General features: G+C 64.6%; 14 protein-coding genes and 1 pseudogene. 7 read left to right on the top strand and 8 right to left on the bottom strand.

The annotated features are described in order from the left end of the window. Positions 1 to 261, bottom strand: a pseudogene (locus tag GD606_RS20965) (P-type ATPase actuator domain-containing protein); the annotation flags it as partial. A 632-nt stretch (positions 262 to 893) separates the two neighbouring features. Between GD606_RS20965 and GD606_RS17390 the strand changes: the two are divergent. Next, positions 894 to 2,639 carry an ABC transporter ATP-binding protein/permease gene (locus GD606_RS17390; protein WP_163303535.1) on the top strand — a complete coding sequence of 582 codons (1,746 nt, stop codon included), beginning with the start codon at positions 894 to 896 and terminating at the stop codon, positions 2,637 to 2,639. 194 nt (positions 2,640 to 2,833) lie between these two features. Then, positions 2,834 to 3,526, top strand: coding sequence for a flagellar brake protein (locus GD606_RS17385; RefSeq protein ID WP_163303534.1), 693 nt, complete (start codon positions 2,834 to 2,836; stop codon positions 3,524 to 3,526). Between the two features lie 145 nt (positions 3,527 to 3,671). Here the strand turns inward: GD606_RS17385 and cobT are convergent, their stop codons facing one another. Next, positions 3,672 to 4,742, bottom strand: coding sequence for a nicotinate-nucleotide--dimethylbenzimidazole phosphoribosyltransferase (gene cobT, locus GD606_RS17380; protein ID WP_163303533.1), 1,071 nt, complete (start codon positions 4,740 to 4,742; stop codon positions 3,672 to 3,674). A gap of 2 nt (positions 4,743 to 4,744) precedes the next feature. Further along, positions 4,745 to 6,061, bottom strand: a complete 1,317-nt coding sequence (locus tag GD606_RS17375) for an ATP-dependent 6-phosphofructokinase (RefSeq protein ID WP_163303540.1) — start codon at positions 6,059 to 6,061, stop codon at positions 4,745 to 4,747. Positions 6,062 to 6,233: 172 nt separating this feature from the next. Here GD606_RS17375 and GD606_RS17370 point away from each other — a divergent pair, with 172 nt between their 5' ends. Further along, positions 6,234 to 7,238, top strand: a complete 1,005-nt coding sequence (locus GD606_RS17370) for a glycosyltransferase family protein (RefSeq protein ID WP_163303532.1) — start codon at positions 6,234 to 6,236, stop codon at positions 7,236 to 7,238. A 136-nt stretch (positions 7,239 to 7,374) separates the two neighbouring features. On the opposite strand, the gene GD606_RS17365 is transcribed toward GD606_RS17370, so the two are convergent. Next, positions 7,375 to 7,779 carry a hypothetical protein gene (locus tag GD606_RS17365; protein WP_163303531.1) on the bottom strand — a complete coding sequence of 135 codons (405 nt, stop codon included), beginning with the start codon at positions 7,777 to 7,779 and terminating at the stop codon, positions 7,375 to 7,377. Positions 7,780 to 8,060: 281 nt separating this feature from the next. After that, positions 8,061 to 9,020 (bottom strand): sulfite exporter TauE/SafE family protein, encoded by a 960-nt coding sequence (locus tag GD606_RS17360; RefSeq protein WP_163303530.1) that lies wholly within the window; start codon positions 9,018 to 9,020, stop codon positions 8,061 to 8,063. 206 nt (positions 9,021 to 9,226) lie between these two features. Between GD606_RS17360 and GD606_RS17355 the strand changes: the two genes are divergently transcribed. Both GD606_RS17355 and GD606_RS17350 read left to right on the top strand, forming a co-directional pair. After that, positions 9,227 to 10,327, top strand: coding sequence for a TOBE domain-containing protein (locus tag GD606_RS17355; RefSeq protein ID WP_218108820.1), 1,101 nt, complete (start codon positions 9,227 to 9,229; stop codon positions 10,325 to 10,327). Between the two features lie 73 nt (positions 10,328 to 10,400). Next, a complete protein-coding gene (locus tag GD606_RS17350; RefSeq protein ID WP_163303528.1) occupies positions 10,401 to 10,820 on the top strand; it encodes a universal stress protein in 420 nt (139 codons plus the stop codon). A gap of 406 nt (positions 10,821 to 11,226) precedes the next feature. Here GD606_RS17350 and GD606_RS17345 read toward each other — a convergent pair whose 3' ends face one another. After that, positions 11,227 to 11,973, bottom strand: coding sequence for a tetratricopeptide repeat protein (locus tag GD606_RS17345; protein ID WP_163302241.1), 747 nt, complete (start codon positions 11,971 to 11,973; stop codon positions 11,227 to 11,229). A gap of 204 nt (positions 11,974 to 12,177) precedes the next feature. Here GD606_RS17345 and GD606_RS17340 point away from each other — a divergent pair, with 204 nt between their 5' ends. Continuing rightward, entirely contained in the window at positions 12,178 to 12,486 is a 309-nt protein-coding gene (locus GD606_RS17340) for a hypothetical protein (protein WP_163302242.1), read from the top strand. Positions 12,487 to 12,680: 194 nt separating this feature from the next. Here GD606_RS17340 and GD606_RS17335 read toward each other — a convergent pair whose 3' ends face one another. Both GD606_RS17335 and GD606_RS17330 read right to left on the bottom strand, forming a co-directional pair. After that, positions 12,681 to 14,912 carry a RelA/SpoT family protein gene (locus GD606_RS17335; protein ID WP_163302243.1) on the bottom strand — a complete coding sequence of 744 codons (2,232 nt, stop codon included), beginning with the start codon at positions 14,910 to 14,912 and terminating at the stop codon, positions 12,681 to 12,683. A 30-nt stretch (positions 14,913 to 14,942) separates the two neighbouring features. Further along, on the bottom strand, positions 14,943 to 16,610 hold the full coding sequence (locus GD606_RS17330) for a peptide-binding protein (RefSeq protein WP_163302269.1): 1,668 nt from the start codon (positions 16,608 to 16,610) through the stop codon (positions 14,943 to 14,945). Between the two features lie 430 nt (positions 16,611 to 17,040). On the opposite strand from GD606_RS17330, the gene GD606_RS17325 reads away from it, so the two are divergent. Beyond that, on the top strand, positions 17,041 to 20,256 hold the full coding sequence (locus GD606_RS17325) for a DEAD/DEAH box helicase (RefSeq protein WP_163302244.1): 3,216 nt from the start codon (positions 17,041 to 17,043) through the stop codon (positions 20,254 to 20,256). Positions 20,257 to 20,284: the final 28 nt, after the last annotated feature.

Below are 20,284 nucleotides of genomic sequence, written 5' to 3'. Positions count from 1 at the left end.
GCTGACGGGGATGGATTCGCCGGTGATCATGCTCTTGTCGACCAGCGCGGCGCCCGCCAGCACCTCCCCGTCAACGGCGACCAGTTCTCCCGGCCCGCAGACGACCACGTCGCCCACCGCCACATCGCCCGGGGCAACCTCGATCTCCACGCCTTCCCGCTCGACCCACACGGCCTGCTGCTTCAGGCGCAGCAGACTGTGGAGCAGATCGTTGGAACGTTTGTCGTTGGTCTGCTTGAGGTAGTCGCCGAAAATGCGCATCAGGGCGATGGCGCACACGGACGGGGAATTGCCCACCGCAAGGCACAGCCCCACGCTCGCCGCGTCGAGGGATTTGGCCGTAACTCCCCGGGACAGAAGATTTTTGACCCCGTCCACGACCACCGGCAGTCCGACCAGGACAGCCAGGACCAGCCGCACCACGGGCGGCACGGCAAAACTGGCGACCGCCGCGAGCAGGTGCAGCCCGATATCCATCCGGCTGATCTCGCGCGGCCTGGCCGGTCCCTTGACGAACACCACCGGGGGAAGCGCCCCCAGGGCGGCCAGGATGTCGCCCGTGCGCCCCGGCAGGCCGTCATGCCGGACGACAAGCGAACCGGCGTAGGGATTGGCCCGTACCCGGTCGACCCCGGGCAACGAGGCGAGATGGGCCTCGAGGTGATCGGTGTTGAGCCGGGGATGCCGGAACAATCCGCCTTTGAGGCGAATGCGGCGAGGCAGTTCATGCACCACGCGCACATCCCGGACGGCCCTGGGCGGCCCCAGGCGGCGCGAACCATGCCCATGCCGGGATCAGGATCACAAGGGGGAGGTTGCGTCCAACCCGCCGAATGACTAAAGGAGAGGCGCCCAAATCGCCGCAACCCCATACCCCGAACAGGAGTGCCCTCATGTCCGCAGCCAAAAGGCGCTTTCTCCACGACCTGTGGAAACTCACAAAGCCCTATTGGAAGAGCGAGGAAAAGCTCAAATCCGGCTTGCTCCTCGTCGCCATTATCGGCATGAGCCTGGGCATCGTCTATCTCAACGTGCTCTTCAACGAATGGAACAACCTCTTTTATACGTCGCTGCAGGAAAAAGATGTGGCCGCCTTTTTCAGACTCCTGGGAAGATTTACAATCCTGGCCGTCATATTCATCATCGTGGCCGTCTACCAGATCTATCTGCGCCAGATGCTTCAAATTCGCTGGAGGCGTTGGCTGACCGAACGCTGTACGCACCGCTGGCTCACCCCGCATAACGCCTACCGGCTCCGGTTTGAAAACGGTCTGACCGACAACCCCGACCAACGCATCAGCGAGGACATCGGGCAATTTGTGGAGCAAACCCTTTCCCTGTCCCTGGGATTTATCGAATCCGTGGTGTCGCTGGCTTCCTTTTCCGTAATCCTGTGGAACCTCTCGGGCGACATCCATCTTCTGAACCTGCCCATCCCGGGGTCCATGCTGTGGGCCGCCCTGCTCTACGCCGGAGCGGGGTCGCTCCTGACGCATTACATCGGCCGCCCGCTGATCAGGCTCAACTTTCTCCAGCAACGCTACGAGGCCGATTACCGTTTCAACCTGGTGCGGGTACGAGAGAACGCCGAGGCCATCGGACTCTACGGCGGCGAAAAGCAGGAGGCCGACGAGCTGTCCTTCCGTTTCCGCAACGTGGTGATGAACTGGTGGGACATCATGCGACGCCAGAAACGTCTGACCTGGTTTTCCGCAGGCTATTCCCAGGCAGCCGTCATCTTCCCTTTTCTCGTCGCCTCGCCGCTCTATTTTTCCGGAAGCATCCAGCTTGGCGGCCTCATGCAGACCGCCTCGGCCTTTGGCCATGTCCAGTCCGCGCTGTCCTGGTTCATCGACGCATACACGCGACTCGCGGCGTGGAAAGCCACGGTGGACCGCCTGACCGGCTTTGAGGCGGCGTTGGAGAACCTTGCCGCACGGCGGGGCGAGGGGCTCGACCGCGAACACGACCCCGCCGCGACGGGCATGCACCTCCACGACCTGCGGTTGTCTCTGCCTCACGATGGCACACTGCTTTCCGGGACTTCATTCACCCTGTCTCCCGGGGAACGGGTCATGCTCACCGGGCCGTCAGGTTGTGGCAAATCCACCCTGTTTCGGGCCCTCGGCGGTCTTTGGCCCTTTGCCGGGGGCCGTCTCGTCATGCCTGAAAACGAACGGATTCTCTTCTTGCCCCAAAAGCCCTACCTCCCGATCACCACCCTGGCCGACGCCGCAGCCTATCCGGACGCAGCAGACCGCCATGGCCCGGAAACGATCGCGGCGGCGCTCACCGACTGCGGCCTGTCCCACCTGACAAGCCTCCTGGACGAAGAACGCCACTGGGACCAGACGCTTTCCGTCGGCGAACAGCAGCGCCTGAGTTTCGCGCGGGCGCTGCTGATCGCGCCGCGATGGCTGTTTTGCGACGAAGCCACCTCGGCCCTTGACGAGACCTCCGAGAAGGCCCTGTACAGCCTGCTTGTCACCCGCCTGCCGGAGACAGCCATTTTGAGCATCTCCCACCGCCCTGCCCTTGCAGCCTTCCATCATCGGGTAGCCAGATTCGTGCCGACAGGCGGCGCCCCGGCCTGGAGGCTGGAGACCGGGATGATCGCGGAAAACCCGGCCGTCGGGTAAGCTGCGGTCCCCAGGCGGGGCCGACTCTGCCCGACGCCCAGGCGATGGGAGTATTCTGCGGTGCGCACGCCCAAGGCAACGTGCCCAGGCCCTACTTCAGTTCATACGCTGGACAGGAGACCCGTTTGCCGGGATAGTGAACGAAGCCCCACCGGCAACGCAACGACTCTGCGTCTTTTCCCAAGGAGGTTCCCATGCCGTCCGAGTTATTCGTGCGGATTGTACGAAGCCAGGAGATGAACATCGCCGTGGGATCGAAGGCCGTGGTCGAACCCCAGGGGGTGGGAGAACGGTTCGCCTCACGATTTGTCGGCTGGTCGCCGCACAAATACATGGTCCTAAGCCTGCCCACGGTCGTGACCGTGCGCGACCATATCTATGACGGCAAGAAACTGGTCATCAGGTACATGTCGTGCGATGGCTTGGTGTGTGGATTCGAGACGGTGGTGCAGGGCGCCGTTTTCACGCCGCAGCGGATCGTTCTCGTTGATTATCCAAGCAAGATTGCCGTCCACAACATTCGGAAAGGAAAACGCGTCAGCGTTTTCTTCGGCGGCGAAATCACCTTTGCCGATAAAAAATGCGCATGCTACATCTTGGACATCTCCCTGGATGGATGCCAGATCGCCATGGACACAGCCCATGACTGCGTCTCCCTACTCAAGATTGGCGACGACGTTATAGTGCAGTTCGTCTTGCCGGGACTGGAGCCGGTAAAATATTCCCTGTCCGGAACCCTGACCCGCGCACTGGACCAGAAAAACGAGGCATGCAGGCATTTCGGGCTGAAATTCGCCCCGATGCCGGACAGCGAATCAAAAGACCTGGAATCCTACATCACGGATGCCGAGAGATTCATGACCTCGTCCTGCTCCCTCGACAAATAAGCCTGTGCCCTGGGCGCACGGAAGGTGCGTCTCAAGGCCGATTCGGAATCGCTCCACAGCCGCCTGTGCCCTGGACACACGGAAGGTGCGGCCAGGGTCCGCGCCAAGCGCCCGGGCGGCGCGTCCCCGGCGCGATCCCGGTGCGTCACGAGGCCTGGCCGCTGACCCCGGCCTTTTCAAACGTCGCCATGTCGTTGAATATCGCGGCGGCGCAGCGCAAGATAAATATCGCCATGGCCGCGCCCGTGCCCTCCCCCAGCCGCATGTCCAGGTGCAAAAGCGGCCGGGCCCCCAAAGCCTCCATGATCATCACATGCCCGTGCTCGGCCGAGGCGTGGCTGAAAAAGGCATAGTCCGCCACATCCTGGTGCATCTTCCAGGCCGCCACGTAGGCCGCCGTGGAGATGAACCCGTCCACCACCACAGGCAGCCGGTTGGCCGCCGCGCCCAGCACCAGCCCGGCCAGGACCGCAATCTCGCAACCGCCCAGCGCCGCCAGAATCTCCAGTGCATCCCCGCCGGACACGGCGGCATCGTTGGCCCACAGGGCCTTGCGCACCACCTCGGCCTTTTTGCGCACCCCGGCCGGATTAAGCCCCGCCCCGGGACCGGCGATCTCAAGCGGCGTAAATCCCAGATAGGCGCAAAAAAGGGCCGTGGACGGCGTGGTGTTGCCAATGCCCATCTCCCCCATGCCCAGGCAGCGCGCGCCCTCGGCCGCCGCCGCGTTGGCCAGGCGAATGCCCGTCTCCACGGCCTGCTGGCACTGGGCCGCGCTCATGGCCGGGCCCTCGGCCAGATTGGCCGTGCCGGGCATGACCTTGGCCGAGACCAGGGACGGATGCGGGGCGAATTCGCCGCCCGCGCAGCCTGCATCCACCACCGTCAGCCCCACCCCGGCCGTGCGGGCCAGGGCGTTGACCCCGGCCCCGCCAGCCAGGAAATTGGCCACCATCTGCCGGGTCACCGCCTGGGGAAAGGGGCTGACCCCCTCGGCCGTCACCCCGTGGTCCCCGGCGCAGGTGAATATCCGGGCCGGGTCCACGCCCGGGGCTTGGCCGTCGGCGATGCAATACAGGCGGGCCGCCGTCTCCTCCAGGCGTCCCAGGCTGCCCCGGGGTTTGGTCAGGTTGTCCAGATGGGCCATGGCCTTTTTGCGAAGCGTGCCGTCCACCGGCGCGATGGCGGCCAGGGTGCGGCTTAACGTATCGGGCATGATCACTCCTTGCTGTCGGCCGAAGCCGGTTCCTCGGCCACGGCCAGCCGGGTCTGGCCCGTGGAATCGAGCGCGGCCTGCCAGAATTCGGAATCCGTGTCGATGCGACGGCGGTCGGCGCTGACCAGGGCCAGGGGCACATGCACATAACGGTCGTGCATGGAGCTCACCAGCATGCCGGTCTTTCCGGCCATGCCCGCATGCACCGCGTGCTGGCCCAAAAAGCCGCAATACACCGCATCGGCCACATTGGCCGGGACGGAACGGATGATGTAGCTGGGATCGATGTATTTGAGGGTGATGGGCAGGCCCAGGCCCTGGCAATAGGTCTTGATCTCGCGTGAAAGCAGGCCGCAGATGTCGCCCAGAACCGGGTTCCCCGAGGCGTCGACCTCGCCGGTCGGCGGCAAAAGATGCTGCCCCGCTCCCTCGGCGGCCACAACCACGGCGTGTCCGCGTTTGACCAGCCGGTCCCCCAGGGCCGTGAGGAACCCGCCCGGGCCGTGCAGGGCGAAACGCTCCTCGGGGATGAGCACGAAGTTGACGTGTTTGAGGCCCATGGCCGCCGTGGCCGCGATGAATCCGGAGCTGCGGCCCATGAGCTTCAAAAGTCCGATGCCGTAGGGCGCGCCAACGGCCTCGGTGTGGGCGCAGGCGATTGCTTCGGTGGCCTTCTCCACGGCCGTGACGAAGCCGAAGGTCCGGGCCACGAAACGCATGTCGTTGTCGATGGTCTTGGGGATGCCCACCACCCCGATGGGGAGGCCCCGGGCCGTAATCTCGTCCACGATGCTCGTGGCCGCACGCATGCCGCCCACCCCCCCCAGGAGCACCAGGAAATTGATGTTCATGCGCTCCAGGGCGTCCACGATCTCGTCCACGGGCTGGGGACCGCGCGAGGAGCCGAGCAGGGTGCCGCCGAATTCATGGATGTCGGCCACATTGTCCGGGGTCAGTTCCATCACGTCGTGGCGGCAGGCCGGGATGAACCCGCGCAATCCGTAGCGGATGCCCAGGGTCGCGGCCACGCCGTAATTGTGGTGGGCCTCCATGACGATGGCCCGGATGACGTCGTTGATGCCCGGGCAGATGCCGCCCACGGTGACGATGGCGCACTTGGTCTTGGCCGGATCGAAAAAGATGCGCTCCCGGGGACCGGCCTCCTCGAAAAAGACCGGTTCGCCGCCGTATTCCCCGATCTGGCGTTTGGTGATATAGGCCATGACCGACGGTTCGTCCGGCACGAACCGGCCGCAGGCCTTGGGGCAGGCCACCCGGGATTCCCCAAGGCGCGCAATGCGGACATCCTCGGGACCGATACGGACATTCTGGTCCGCCGCCGCGTTGACATTGACCACCTGGCCCTCCCGGTGCTGCTGGTTGCGGCAGGCGTCGTGCAACGCCCGCCGTTTCTTTCCATGGACCACAAACCTACCGGCTCGGGCCGGTTCTGACAAGCCGCCTCATCGCGGCCCGCCATCTGGAGCCTTCGTGACCGACACCCTCCGCACCTACATCTTTCTGCCCCCCTTGCGCAAACCCGCCGGAGGGCTGGCCGTGCTGCTGCGGCTGGCCGCCCACCTGCACCGGGCCGGATACCCCGTGGCCCTGGCCCCCCGGGAAATCACGCCGGACGCCGTGGCCGAGTTGGCCCCGGAGGTGGCCTGCGTGCCCTTCGAGGAACTGCGCCTGACCCCGGACGACATCTGGCTGGTTCCCGAGGGCTGGCCCAACGCCCTGACCCCGGGGCTTGCGGCCAAGGCCCGCTGCCTGGTCTACTGCCAGAACTGGGCCTATCTGCATAACGGCCTGCCCGCCCACGTCTCCTGGAACAACCTGCCCGTGTCCTTTCTGGCCGTCTCCGACCCGGTGGCCGGGTTCATCGAACTGGCCACGGGCCGCCGTCCGCCCATCCTGCGGCCGGGCATCGATCTCGGGCTCTTCCGGCCCGGCGGGGAAAAACCCGCCAACGAGGTGTGCGTGGCCTACATGCCGCGCAAAAACAAGGCCCTGGCCGACCAGATCTTCCGCCTCGTCCAGGCGCGGCAGGCCCAGACCGGCCTGCCCATCCGCTTCACCCCGATCCAGGACATGACCCAGGCCCAGGTGGCCACGGCCCTTGGCCAAAGCCACATCTTCCTGGCCGTGGGCTTCCCCGAGGGCTGCCCCCTGCCGCCGCTTGAGGCCATGGCCAGCGGCTGCGTGGTGGTGGGCTACGCCGGACTGGGGGGGTTGGACTATATGCGCCCCGTTCCGCCGACCTTCGCCCCGTCCTGGCCGCCGCTTAGGCCCGTGCCGTGGGGGGGCAACGCCTTCGTCACCCCGGACGCCGACGTGGCCCAGACCGTGCTGGCCCTGGAGGCCGCCGCCCGCCTGGTGCTCGACGGCGGCCCGGCCCTGGACGCGATCCTGGGCCACGCGGCCGACTGCGCCCGGGCCTACGGCCTTGACGCCCAGGCCGAGGCCGTGCGGCGGGTGTGGGAGGAGATGGGATAGCCGGAAACGGGACGCGCCATACGGCCGGTCCATCCGGACGGGTCAGCCGGGTTCGTCCCAGGGGGAGGCGGGGCATAAAAAAACAGGCAGCCGCAAGATGCGACTGCCTGAAAGGGGATGGGGCCGCCTCCGACGCTCAGCGGCCCGAGGTCACCCGATAACGCGGCGTATATTCGATGAGATCGGTGATGAGCAGCGCGGCGGAAAAATCCTGGGCGTTGCCTGCCCGACTCTCGCTCACCAGCAGATCCTTCAGATCCCGGGCCGCCTGGGAAAGCTGGCCGGTGCGCGGTTCCAGGTGCCGCCTGGCGGCGTCCAGCAGCCCCAGCAGCAGGGGGGGCCAGGCCTCATCCGGGCCAAGGTGCCGGGACAGGATGGCGGCCAGGGCGCATATGCCGAAGACCACGCCGTCGGCCTGGGCATAGTCCCTGGACCAGATCTCGGCATCGGAGAAAAGCGGCTCCGCAGGGGCTGGGGAAACCGTGCAGGTGCGAACCTTTTTTTCCCGATGATGAAAATTGGGGGTGATGACCCGTCCCATGTCGCCCTCCCGCGCGGAGACGGCGCGCGTGGGCCTTGGGTCTTTGTTTTTCCCCGGCCGCGCCGTCATTTTGCCTGCATGTCTTTTCGGCCGCGCCAGGGCGGTTCTTTACCACGCTGGTGAAAAAACATGCACATGGGCCACGCCAGACGGCCCCGGGGCGCCGGGCCGCCGCGCCTTGACGGCGTCCGCAGAAACGGCCACGGCGCAGCATTCCCCGCAGCCCGCAAGAACCGCCCTTTTCCCGGACAAACGCCAGAGGGGTTTGCAGGGTTGCCGCGCTAGCGCAAAAACTCCAGGACATAGGAACCGGCGGTGTAGGCGATGACCGCCGCCAGCATCCACTTGATGACCCTGGCCGGGACGAACTTCTGGCATCTGGCCCCGAGGTACATGCCCATCATGCCGCCCAGGCCGAAAAGCAGCCCCAGGAGCCAGTCCGGGGCCACGGACATGTTCGGATAAAACGGGGCGATGGCCTGATAGAACGTCACCCCGGCGATGGAGGTGACGAACGTGCCCATGAGCGCCGCCCCGGCCACGGTGTAGACCGGCAGCCCGTAGATGGACACGAAAAACGGCGCGATGATGGCCCCGCCGCCGATGCCGTACACCCCGCCCACAATGCCCACCACAAGACTCAGGGAGAAGATGCCCGCCGTGGAGACGTCGTAGGTCTCGCCGTAGAATTCATAGGCGATGCGCGAGGCGTCGAAGCGCAGCACCCTCACGGCCGGGAGCGGTTCCCCGCCGGACTGGGTGGCCTGTGCCGCCCGTCGCCGATGTTCGCGCACCAGGGCCTGGAAGCGCTTTTCGGCCTCGGCCTTGCCCTGGCCGGTCTTGTTCCGGGTCAGCAGGTCGCGCACCATGCGAAACCCGATGTAGCCCAGGACCGCCGCCGCAAACAGCTTGAACTGCCGTGCGTCGGGCAGATACGCCACCCGCACCCAGGCTCCGAAGAGCACCCCGGGCAGGGTGCCGATGATCACCGCCCAGGTAAGCGGCCAGACCATGCGTCCCTCCCGCAAATAGCGGTAGACGCCGCTGGGGATGGCCACGATGTTGAAAAGCTGGTTGGTGGAGCTGACCGACGGGTTGGTGAACCCCAAAAAGGACATCTGGAAGGGCAACAGCAAAAAGGCGCCGGACACCCCGGCCATGGAGGTGAAAAAGGAGATGCCCATGGCCACGAGCGGCGGAACCAGGGGGGACACTTCGATGCCGGCGGTTGCGAAGTACATGGACATCTCCCGGGTGAGAACGTTCCCTGCCTCTTTTAGTCACGAATAAAATACTTTTAGTGACTATTGTCAAGTCCTCCCCATATGCCACTGACAAATGAAAATGACCGATTGAGGGAGCACTCGAATGGACCGATCACCTTGGAGGCCTCGCAGGCGTGGCAAGCGCCTTGCATTCCGGGCGGTTGCGGCATAGAGGGTTGCCTATGGACACACCCTCCCCCCTGCCGCCCGATCCATTCCCAGGCCACGGCGACGGCCCGGAAGCTCCCCGCCCGGGAGGGGCTTTTTTCGTGCCCGAAGGCGTCAAGCACCTGGACACCGTGGACCTGGAACGGCTGACCGAGTCCTTCACCAGGTGGGCCGGGGCCTCCCGCCGGGCGGATTCGGCGGCCTCGCGCCGCCGGGTGCGCCTCGTCTATCTGGTCATCCGCCACACCGGGGCCAGGCTTGGCGAGGTGCTGGCCGTAGACGACCGCCGCGACATCGACCTGGGGCGCGGGGTCATGGTCTTTTCGGCCGCGCACGACGACGCCCGGCGCGAGGTGCGCCTGTCCGAGGCCCTGGCCCGGGAACTGGCCGCCGCCCGGGACGATCCCGGGCTGGCCCCCTGGCGTGGCCGCCTGTTGCACCTGGACCAGGGATTCGTGCGCCGCAAATTTTACGAGCGGGCCACGGCCTGCGGCCTGCAAAAAGACATGGCCAACCCCAGCGCCCTGCGTCGGTCCCGGGCCATCGAACTCATGCGCCAGGGCGCGCCGCTTCTGGTGGTGCAAAAAATCCTGGGGCATTCCACCCCGGTTTTGACTGCCTCATACCTGGATTTCTCCGAAAAAGACCGGCGGCGCATCGAACGCCGGGTGCTGGCCGCCGAGGCCAGGCGCAAGACCAGCGCCCGCAACGCCTTTTACGGCAAGGTGGTCCGGGTGCGCCAGGGCGATGTGCAGTCCGTGGTGGAAATGCTCACCCTGGGGGGCCATAAGCTGACCTCGGTGATCACCAACGCCAGCCTGTCCAGCCTGAACATCCGCCCCGGAACCTTTCTCACGGCAGAGATCAAGGCCCCCTGGGTGGTGGTCACGGCCGGGGCCAGGCCGCCCGCGACCAGCGCCGAAAACGTTTTTTGCGGGCAGGTGGAGGCCGTGACGACCGGAGAACTCACGGGCGAGGTGCTGGTGCGCCTGGAAGACGGCACGCGCCTGTGCTCGGCGGTCACGGCCGAAAGCGTGCGCGCCCTGGGGCTTTCGCCCGGGGATACGGCGGTCGCCTCATGCAACGCCTTTGCCGTGGTGCTGCGGGCCGACTGAGACGACGCAGGGAGCAACCGAGGGCGACGGCCCTTGTCCTTATTCCATCCAAGCCGGAACAGGAGAAAGCGGCATGAAAAAGATCATTGTGGCCGTGGACGGATCGGAACTGTCGGACAAGGCCCTGGACCGGGCCATCTTCGAGGCCACCCGCCACGGCGCCGAGGTGTTGTGCGTCAACGTGGTGGAGGGGCTGACCTTTCTGGCCTACAAGCGCGAGGAGATCCCCGACGCCTGGGAGCGGCTCATGCGCGAACCCAACAAGCTTTTGGCCGAGGCCGCCCAGAAGGCCGAGGCCGCCGGGGTCCGGCTGCGCACCCTGGCCGAGGCCGGACGCCCGGCCGAGACCATCGCCAAACTGGCCCGCCAGGAAAAGGCCGACGAGATCATCGTGGGCAGCCGGGGCAAAAACGCCCTGGACAATATGCTTTTGGGCAGCGTGTCCGGACGGCTGGTGCAGATCGCCCCGTGCACCATCGTGGTGGTGCGGTAAGGCCCCTGCGGCCCGGCACGACCGGGAGAAGTCAGCGGCGGCGTGGCCGGGGGGGTGGAGGGGAAGCCTCCGGCGGCGTGGCATGGGGTTGGAGGGGAAGCCTCCGGCGGCCAAAGGGGCGAGGCCCCTTTGGAATCCCCGACCGGGGACAAGCCCCCCGCCTGCGGACTTCATGCTGCGGGTTTTCGCATCAAGCCAAAACGGACAGGCCCATCGCCTGCGGGCCTCATGCTGCGGATTTTCGCGTCAGGCTGAAACGGACAGGCCGGGCGACGGGTTTGCGCGCGGCGTGCCCGGCAGGCCCGAGCGAAGCGACGCATGGCCTGCCGAAGCGCCGCGTCGCAGGCCCCGAGCCCGGCCACGAACCCGGCTCCGAGCCCGGCCACGCACCCGACATTCAAAATACTTACTTCTTCGCCGGAACCGGGTCGGCCAGCCGGGGGTCAAGCTCCCTCGATTTCGACAGATCGGCCGCCCCCCTGTCCTTCTGCCCTAGCGCGTCATACGCCAGCCCCCGCCCCCTGTACGCCATGGCGTTTTGCGGACTGATGTCGATGGCCGCCTGAAAATCCAGAAGCGCCCCCTGGGGGTCGTCGCGCAGAAGCCTGGCCATGCCCCGGTTGCACAAAATCTCCGGGGATTTGGGGGAAAGGTTCAAGGCCCGGTCGAAATCCGCCGTGGCCTTTATCGGATCGCCCTCGGCCAGATAAAAATAGCCCCGGTTGTTGAAGGCCAAAGCCGAAAAGGGAGAAAGCTCCACGGCCTTGCTGAAATCGGCCACGGCCCCGGTCTTGTCTCCCTTGGCGTAGCGCGCGTTGCCCCGATTGGCGTAGACGTCGCCATAGTCCGGGCGCAGGCCGATGGCCCGGTCGTAATCGGACAGGGCCGCATCCAGGTTCCCCTTGGCGTGATAGATGGCCCCCCGGCTGAAATACGCCGTGACCAGGATGGCGGGCGGGGTCTGGCCCGATTCGATGATCCGGGACAGGGCCTTGGAGGCCCCGGCCGTATCCCCCGAGGACATGGCCTTGGCCGCCTCGGCATAGTCCTTGGCCGCCTGCTCCTGGGCCCCGGCCGCAAAAGCCCCCACGGCCGCCGCGCACACCCAAAACGCCCACACCGCCGCTGCGAGAAGCCGGCCTTTCCCGGTCATGGCTGTCTCCTTTCCCTGGTCCGCGCCAGGCATATTCTGCCGCTACGCCCCGGCACGCTCAACGATTCCTGAATGTTTCCCACTGCCTAGGCGGCACATCCGGTTCGGCAGGATCTTTGCAATTTCCCCGATACGGGAAAATCCTTCCGGCCGGATGGTCCGTCCGGGGAGGCTTCCCGCAAAACACACCTGTGAGGCATTGCCATGGCCGCTGAAAGCATCGCCGACATGGCCTACCAGTACACCCTGGCCTGCCAGACGTTGCAGTCCTCCCTGCGCAGCGCGGGCAATTCGTCCGACACCAACGCAGCCAAGACCACGGCGCTCAAGACCTTCGCCGACACCCTGTCGGAGATGCTGCCCGAGGACGTGACGGCCTCCCCGCAGTATCAGTACTACGACGCCATGTTCGACTATCAGGCCGAGCTGTATTCCGCCCAGACCGCCGCCGAACGCGACACGGCCCTGAAGGCGTTCTACACGGCCATCGGGGAGATCACCGCCGAGGCCTGACGCCAAGGCCGCGCGATTTCCCCACGAAAGCGGCCCGAAACGCGGAGACGTGGTTCGCCGCAGGGCCACCACCGCCAGCGGCGGGGCCAAGCCGTCTCAAGGGCTCGCCGCAGGGCATATTCCCCCAGCGGCGGGGCCAAGCCGTTTCATGGCTCGCCGCAGGGCATATTCCCCAGCGGCTGGGCTAAGCCGTGTCAGGGCTCTCCCGCGCCATCCGGGAGGGACTCGGACTCGGCCTTGCCGTATTCTACAGCCGGGCCGGAGATGGCCAGACGCTTGACCTCGATGACCTCGTCCAGGGTGCTGACCCGTTCGATGGTCCGGTACAGGTGCGAGGTGTCCGTGACCTCCACGGTGAAAAGGATCTCCGTGGTGCCGTCCACGCTTGAGTGGATGGCCCCGGAGTCGATGTTCACCCCCTCGGCGGCCAGCATCACGGATATCCTGCCCAAAACGCCCTTGATGTTCTTGGCCAGGATGCGCATGCGGGCCGGATAGGGCCGCTCCTCCTCGCCCTCCCAGCTCACCCGCAAAAGCCGTTCGGGCTCAAAACCTTGCACATTGGGGCAGTCGTGGGTGTGGATGGTCACCCCCCGGCCCCGGCTGACGTAGCCCACGATGTGATCCCCGGGCAGGGGGTTGCAGCACTGGGCGTAGCGCACCAGCACGTTGTCCACGCCCTGGATGCGGATGGCGTCGGACGATTTGGTCTTGGCCTGGGTGGCGGCGGCGGCAGCCACGGCCACGGCTTCGGCCTCGGCCTCGGCCTTGGTCATCTCCGGCCTGGCGGGCAACAGCCTGCCGATGATCTTTTTGGCCGTGACCCGCACATAGCCCACGGCGGAAAACAACTCGTCCACGCCGCCAAGCGACATTTCCTCGGCCACGGCCCGCAGGCTGCCGTCCTTTATGGCCTTTTGGATGTTCACCCCGTCCTTGCGGCCCTGCTTTTCCAGCATCTCCTTGCCCAGGGCGATGCTCCGGGCCCGCTCCTCGGTCCTGATCCAGTGCTTGATGCGGGTTCTGGCCTTGGCGGTCTTGACGAATTTCAGCCAGTCGCGGCTGGGGGTGCGGTTCGCGTCGGTGATGATCTCCACGGCGTCGCCGTTTTTGAGCGCCGTGGTCAGGGGGGAGAGCCGCCCGTTGATCTTGGCCCCGGCGCAATGGTCGCCCACGGCCGTGTGGATCATGTAGGCGAAATCCACGGGCGTGGCCCCCTCGGGCATCTCCTTGACCTGGCCCTTGGGGGTGAACACGTAGACCTCGTCCTGAAAGAGGTCGATGCGCAGCGTGGCCATGAATTCGCGCGAGTCTTTCAGCTCGCGCTGCCAGTCCATGATCTGCCGCAGCCAGGTGAAGCGGTCGATGTCCTTGGGGCTGAACCGTCCCTTGCCGCGTTCCTTGTACTGCCAGTGGGCGGCCACGCCCTCCTCGGCCAGCCGGTTCATCTCCTCGGTCCGGATCTGGATCTCGATGCGCTCGCCGTCCGGACCGATGACCGTGGTGTGCAGGCTTTGGTACATGTTGGCCTTGGGCATGGAGATGTAGTCCTTGAACCGCCCATGCACCGGCTTCCAGATGGAATGCACCAAACCCAGCACGGCGTAGCAGTCCTTGAGGCCGTCCACGATGACCCGGAAGGCGATCAGGTCGTGAACCTGGTCCAGGGACAGGCCCTGTTGCCGCATCTTGTTGAAGATGCTGAAAATGTGTTTCTTGCGGCCCTGGATGCGGCCCCGGATGCCGTTTTTGGCCAGAAGCTCGTTGATCTGGGCGATGACCTGCTCGATGTAGGCCTCGCCCAGGGTGTGGTGGCGGGTCAGGCCGTCGCGGATCTGGGCGAAGACCTCGGGCTTTAAGTACTTGAAGCTTAAGTCCTCAAGCTCGATCTTTACGCGGTGCAGCCCCAGGCGGTTGGCCAGGGGGGCGTAGATGTCCATGGTCTCCTGGGCGATCAGGGCCTGCTTGGCGGGCTTTTGATAGTCCAGGGTGCGCATGTTGTGCAGCCGGTCGGCCAGTTTCACCAGGACCACCCGGATGTCCTCGGCCATGGCCAGGATCATCTTGCGGATGTTTTCGGCCTGCGCCTCCTCCTTGGATTCGAAGGAGATCTGGCTGATCTTGGTCACCCCGTCCACGATGTCGGCCACTTCCTCCCCGAAATCCTCCTCGATGCCGTCCACAGTGGCCTTGGTGTCCTCCACCGTGTCGTGCAAAAGCCCGGCGCAGACCGTGGCCGCGTCCAGGCGCAGTTCGGCCAGGATGTTGGCCGCCTCCAGGGGGTGCGACAGGTAGGGTTCGCCCGAGAGCCGGGTCTGCCCGGCATGGGCCGTGGCCGAGAACACGTAGGCCTTGCGGATCAGGTCCAGATCCGCCTCGGACATGTAGCCCGACACCTTGTCGATGATTTCGTTTATGCGGATCATAGGGATAGTGGAACCGTGCGGCAGGCCGCGTTAATCCCGGGTCAGCGAGAAGGTCTGAAGGTTTTTGGGAACCCACCACTTGGTGAAGTTGTAGGCGATGCCCGCCGGGGCCGGTTCGACGCCCTGAAAGCGGGCCGACAGGATGGGCAGGGCGTAGGGGGCGTAGAGAAAGCAGTAGGGCTGCTCCCGGTGCAGGACTTCCTGGAAGGCGTCGTAGTATTTCTTGCGCTCGGCCTGGTCCAACGTCCGCCGCCCCTTTTCCAGCAGGGCGTCGGCCTCGGCGTTTTTAAACCCCGCGAAATTGAGCCCGCCAGGCACGGCCCGGGAGGAATGCCACACGTCGTAGCCGTCCGGATCCTGGGGAATGGTCCAGCCCATGATGATGGCGTCGAAGCGGCCCGTGTCCACGAACTCCTTGATGAACGCCGCCCATTCCACGGTGCGGATGGCCACCTCGATGCCGATTTCCTTCAGGCGTTGCTGGATGATGGTGGCGGTCTTGATGCGCTGGTCGTTGCCCTGGTTGGTCAGGATGGTGAAGGAAAAGGGCTTGCCGTCCTTGGTCAAAACACCGTGCGCCCCGGGGGTCCACCCGGCCTCGGCCAGCATGGCCTTGGCCTTCTGGGGATCGAAGGCATAGTCCTTTATGGACTCGTTGTAGATCCAGGTGCCGGGCTTGTACGGCCCGATGGTGGGCATGCCCAGGCCCAGGAGCACCCCCTTGACGATCTCCTGCTTGTCGATGGCGTGGGCCAGGGCCTGGCGCACCCGCACGTCGGCGAACATCGGATTTTGCAGATTGTAGCCCAAAAAGGTATACCCGAATGACAGGTACTTGTATTTTTTGAATTTCTCATCCCATTCCCGGCCCGTGGTCTGGTGCAGGTATTGCTGCGGGGTGAGCCCCATCATGTCCAGATTCCCGGCCTTGAGCTCCAAAAACATGGTTGAGAGGTCGGGAATTATCCGGTACACGACCTGATCCAGATAGGCGCGTCCTTCGAAATAGTCGGGGTTGACGTCGAGCACGATGCGCCGCCCCGGCTCCCACACGGACAGCTTGTAGGGACCGGCCCCCAGGGGGTTGCGGCTTTGTTCGGTGTTCATGAGGTCTTGGCCTTCCAGGACGTGCCTGGGCAGGATGGAGCTGGCCCAGGTGACCAGGGATCGGGCGAAGGGCTCGTCGTAGCGCACCTCAAATGAGTATTTCCCGGTGACGGTGAACGACGACACGGCCTTGAAGTCCCCGGCGTAGGCCGTGGGGGTTTTTGGGTCAATCATGAGCTTGTAGGTGAATTCCACGTCCGCAGCCGTCAGCTCCACCCCGTCGAACCAGTGGATGCCCGGCTTGAGGACGAATTTCAAGAGCTTGCCGTCGTCGAGCACCTCGTAGCTTTCGGCCGCCCAGCACTCCAGGTTGATGTCCTTGTCGTAGCGCAGCGGGGCCACGTAGATGAGATCGGCCACCTCATGGGAGGCCGAGTCCGAGGACAGGGGAGGAATGAGGTTGGTGGCGTCGCCGAGCATGGCCTCGATGATGCGGCCGCCGGGCACGGGCGTCCCCGGGGCGGCGGCGGGCGCGGACTGGTCGGCGGCCCCGGAGGCTGCCCCGGAAGCGGCCCCCGGGGTTGCGGACGCGGCGGGTTCCGGCTGGCCGCCGTCGCCGCACCCGGACAACGCGAGCAGGCAGGCGGCCATGACGAAGACAAGGGCAAGCGTTGCGTATCTGGCCACGGCCGTCTCTCCACCTTTTTCGCCGCCGGGAAACCGGCCTGCCGGACGGCGGCGGCCCACGGCGCGTTTTGGTTTGGTTTGTCGCTCCAACGGAGCATATACGCCGCCACCCGAAAAACCAAGTCCCTCCCGGCCGGTTCCGCATATGCCGGAGACGGCGCGAAAATCCCCTGCTTCCTGGGAAAAATGAACGTAGGGGCAAAGCGCAATCTTTGCTTCCCAAAATCATGGGCCTTCGTGTATGTTTGAGAAATACGATTCGGGGCCTGCCCGTTGCGGCCCGTCCCGCCCCGGCGGGAGGCGTCGGCAACCGACATAAAGACCCACACCGGCCGTACCGTTTTTTTGCACAACGATCCGGGACGGACTTTTTTTTGAAGGAGCGCCTTGCACAATGGCTGTCGGCAAAGAGGAGCAAACGGTTAAAAGCCTTTTGCAGGAATTCGTCAGGGAAACCATTCCCGAATACATCATCGACGGCTCCCACGCCATCGTGGCCCAGGACGGCGTGCAAAAGCTCACCGTCAAAAAGCGCGATGGCTATTGGGATGTGGACGGCCAGATCCAGGGCGAGGACTTCCAGGTCTACGCCTCGGAACTCTCGGTCAATCTCAAGGACCGGACCATCAACTTTTTCTGCAACTGCCCGGACTCCTTTTCCGGCGTCTGCCGCCATGTGGGGGCCACGGCCTTAAAGCTCATCAAAAACCTCGACGACACCACGGACGAGGAAGAGACCCACGCCGCCCAGAAAACCGAATGGAGGCAGACCTTCCGGGCCTTTTTTTCCACCGAGCCCGAACCCGAGGCTGGGCGGCACTATTTCATCTACCGCTTCCACCCCGAACACGGCCGTCTCCAGGTGGCCTTTTACCGGGCCCGCCAGAACAAGTCCGGCATCTCCCAGGTGCATCAGGAAATCACCCTGGAACAGATCATCAAGAACCCGGACTGGAGCGAGATGTCGCCGTTTCTGCCCATGGTGGCCGAGCAGATCGGCCACAACCTGGACTATTACGGGCACCGCGTGGATATCCCGCCCGGGCTTTTGAGCTGGTTTTTCTGGGCCATCAACAAAGAATATTACCTCTATTGGCGCGACACCGAGCAGCCCGTACGCATCGAAAACAAGACCATGCGCCTGCAACTGTCCCCGGTCCTTGGCGACGAGGGCCTGACCTTCGACATCCTGCTCGGCGCTGACGGCAAGCCGCCCTTCTCCATCCTAGGCCGGGAGATTTTCTTTTACGGCCGCCTCCCCTTGTGGGTGTGCTGGAACCGGGGGTTCTATCCGGTGCAGACCGGGCTGTCCCCGGACGTGATCAAGGAGATGGTGCAGAATCCGCCGTTTATCCCCACCTCCGACGTCTCGGAATTCCTGGACCGGGTGTGGTCCAACCTGCCGGTCTCGGACCTGCACGGCCATGACGAATTCATGGCGCGCATGCGGCCGTTTTTCGTGCCTGCGGTTTTCAATCCCAAGCTCTTTTTGGACGAGGAAGGCAGCCTTCTGACGCTGCAGATCCAAAACGTCTACGACACCGAGCATGGCGAGATCACCGTTCCCGGGCCCAATGCCGAGCTTCAGACCGGCTCCTACCAGTCCAACGGCAAGTCCTTCCTTCTGGCCAGAAACCAGGACGAGGAGGCAAAGCTCATCTCGCTTTTGACCGAGATGCACTTCCAGCCCAGAAACAACGCCAACTGGTTCCTTGAACCGGAAGAGGCCATCGTCTTTCTGCTCGACGCCTATCCCAAGCTGGTGGAGCAATACCGGGTCTACGGAGAGCAAAACCTGACCCGCTACAAGGTGCGCCTGACCAAGCCGGTCATCGTGGCCGAGGTGGAGTCCAAGGAAGAGGACAAGTGGTTCGACTTGAACCTCAATGTCCAATACGACGAACAAAAGGTGCCCATCGAGAAGATCTGGAAGGCCTGGACCCAGGGCAAACGCTACGTGCAGCTCAAAGACGGCTCCTACACCAGCCTGCCCGAAGCCTGGCTGACCAAGCTGGCGCATAAGCTGCGGGCCCTGGGATTCGACCCGGAAAAGCCGCCCCAGACGAGCTTCAAGCAGTTCGAGGCCCCGGTTCTGGACAAACTTTTGGAGGACATCCCCGAGGCCCGCACGGATTCCTTCTGGAACAAGCTCAGGCGCAAGATCCATGATTTTACGGAGATCATCCCCTTAAAGCCGCCCAAGGGGCTGTCGGCCACGCTTCGCCCCTACCAGCTCCAGGGCCTGAGCTACTTAAACTTCCTGCGCGAATACGGCTTCGGCGGCATCCTGGCCGACGAGATGGGCCTGGGCAAGACCGTGCAGACCCTGTCCTTTCTCCTGCATATGCACGAAGCCGGGGTCAGGGGTCCCAACCTCATCGTGGTGCCCACCTCGGTTCTGCCCAACTGGGAGCGCGAGGCCCAGAAATTCGCGCCGAGCTTAAAGCAGCTCATCATCTATGGCGCGCGCCGGGAGGGCATGTTCAAAAAAATCGGCGAGTCGGACCTGGTGGTCACCACCTACGCCCTTTTGCGCCGCGACCTGGACGAGCTGCTCAAGTTCGAGTTCAACGCCGTCATCCTCGACGAAGCCCAGAACATCAAAAATCCCAACACCATCACCGCCCGCTCGGTCAGGCGGCTGTCCGCCAAGACCCGGCTGTGCCTGTCGGGCACGCCCATCGAGAACAACCTGTTCGAGTTGTGGTCGCTTTTCGAGTTCCTCATGCCGGGATTTCTGGGCGGCCAGAACGCCTTCCAGCGGGGCATCGTCAAGCCCATCAAAGACGGCGACGAGGAGACCCTGGACTACCTGCGCGGCCGGGTGAAACCCTTCATCCTGCGCCGCACCAAGTCCGAGGTGGCCAAGGATCTGCCGCCCAAGGTGGAAAACGTCTACTACTGCGCGCTTCTCGACGAGCAGATGGAGTTGTACGCGGCCCTGGCCAAAAAGCTCCGGGACCAGGTGCTCCAGACCGTGGACGAAAAGGGCCTGGCCAAGAGCCAGATGTCCATTCTGGACGCCCTGCTCAAGCTTCGGCAGATCTGCTGCCACCCGCGCCTGCTCAAGCTGGACATGCCCGGGATGAACACCAACCTGCCCTCGGGCAAGTTCGACGCCTTCAAGGATCTGGTCACGGACATCATCGAGGAAGGGCACAAGGTGCTCATTTTCTCCCAGTTCGTGCAGATGCTGCATATCATCCGCTCCTGGGTGCAACTGACCCAGATCAAGTACGCCTACCTGGACGGCTCCTCCAAGGACCGCTTCGAGCAGGTGGACACCTTCAACAACGACGAGTCCGTCAAGATGTTTTTGATCTCGCTCAAGGCCGGGGGCACGGGCTTGAACCTGACCAGCGCCGACTACGTCATCCACTACGACCCGTGGTGGAACCCGGCCGTGGAGAGCCAGGCCACGGACCGCACCCACCGCATCGGGCAGTTGCGCCAGGTCTTCTCCTACAAGATGATCTGCCAGAACACCGTGGAGGAGAAGATCTTAAAGCTCCAGGAGCAGAAAAAGGACGTGGCCGAGGCCATCATCCCGGGCCAGGATGCCTTCAAGTCCCTGACCCGCACGGACCTGGAGTCGCTTTTCGAGGTGTAGCCGTCCTTTCAGAACAACCCCAAGCGTC

The organism is Desulfolutivibrio sulfodismutans DSM 3696, assembly GCF_013376455.1.
Classification (GTDB): domain Bacteria; phylum Desulfobacterota; class Desulfovibrionia; order Desulfovibrionales; family Desulfovibrionaceae; genus Desulfolutivibrio; species Desulfolutivibrio sulfodismutans.
Note: the sequence above shows the minus strand (reverse complement) of the source record. Positions and strands in the feature narration are given on the sequence as shown.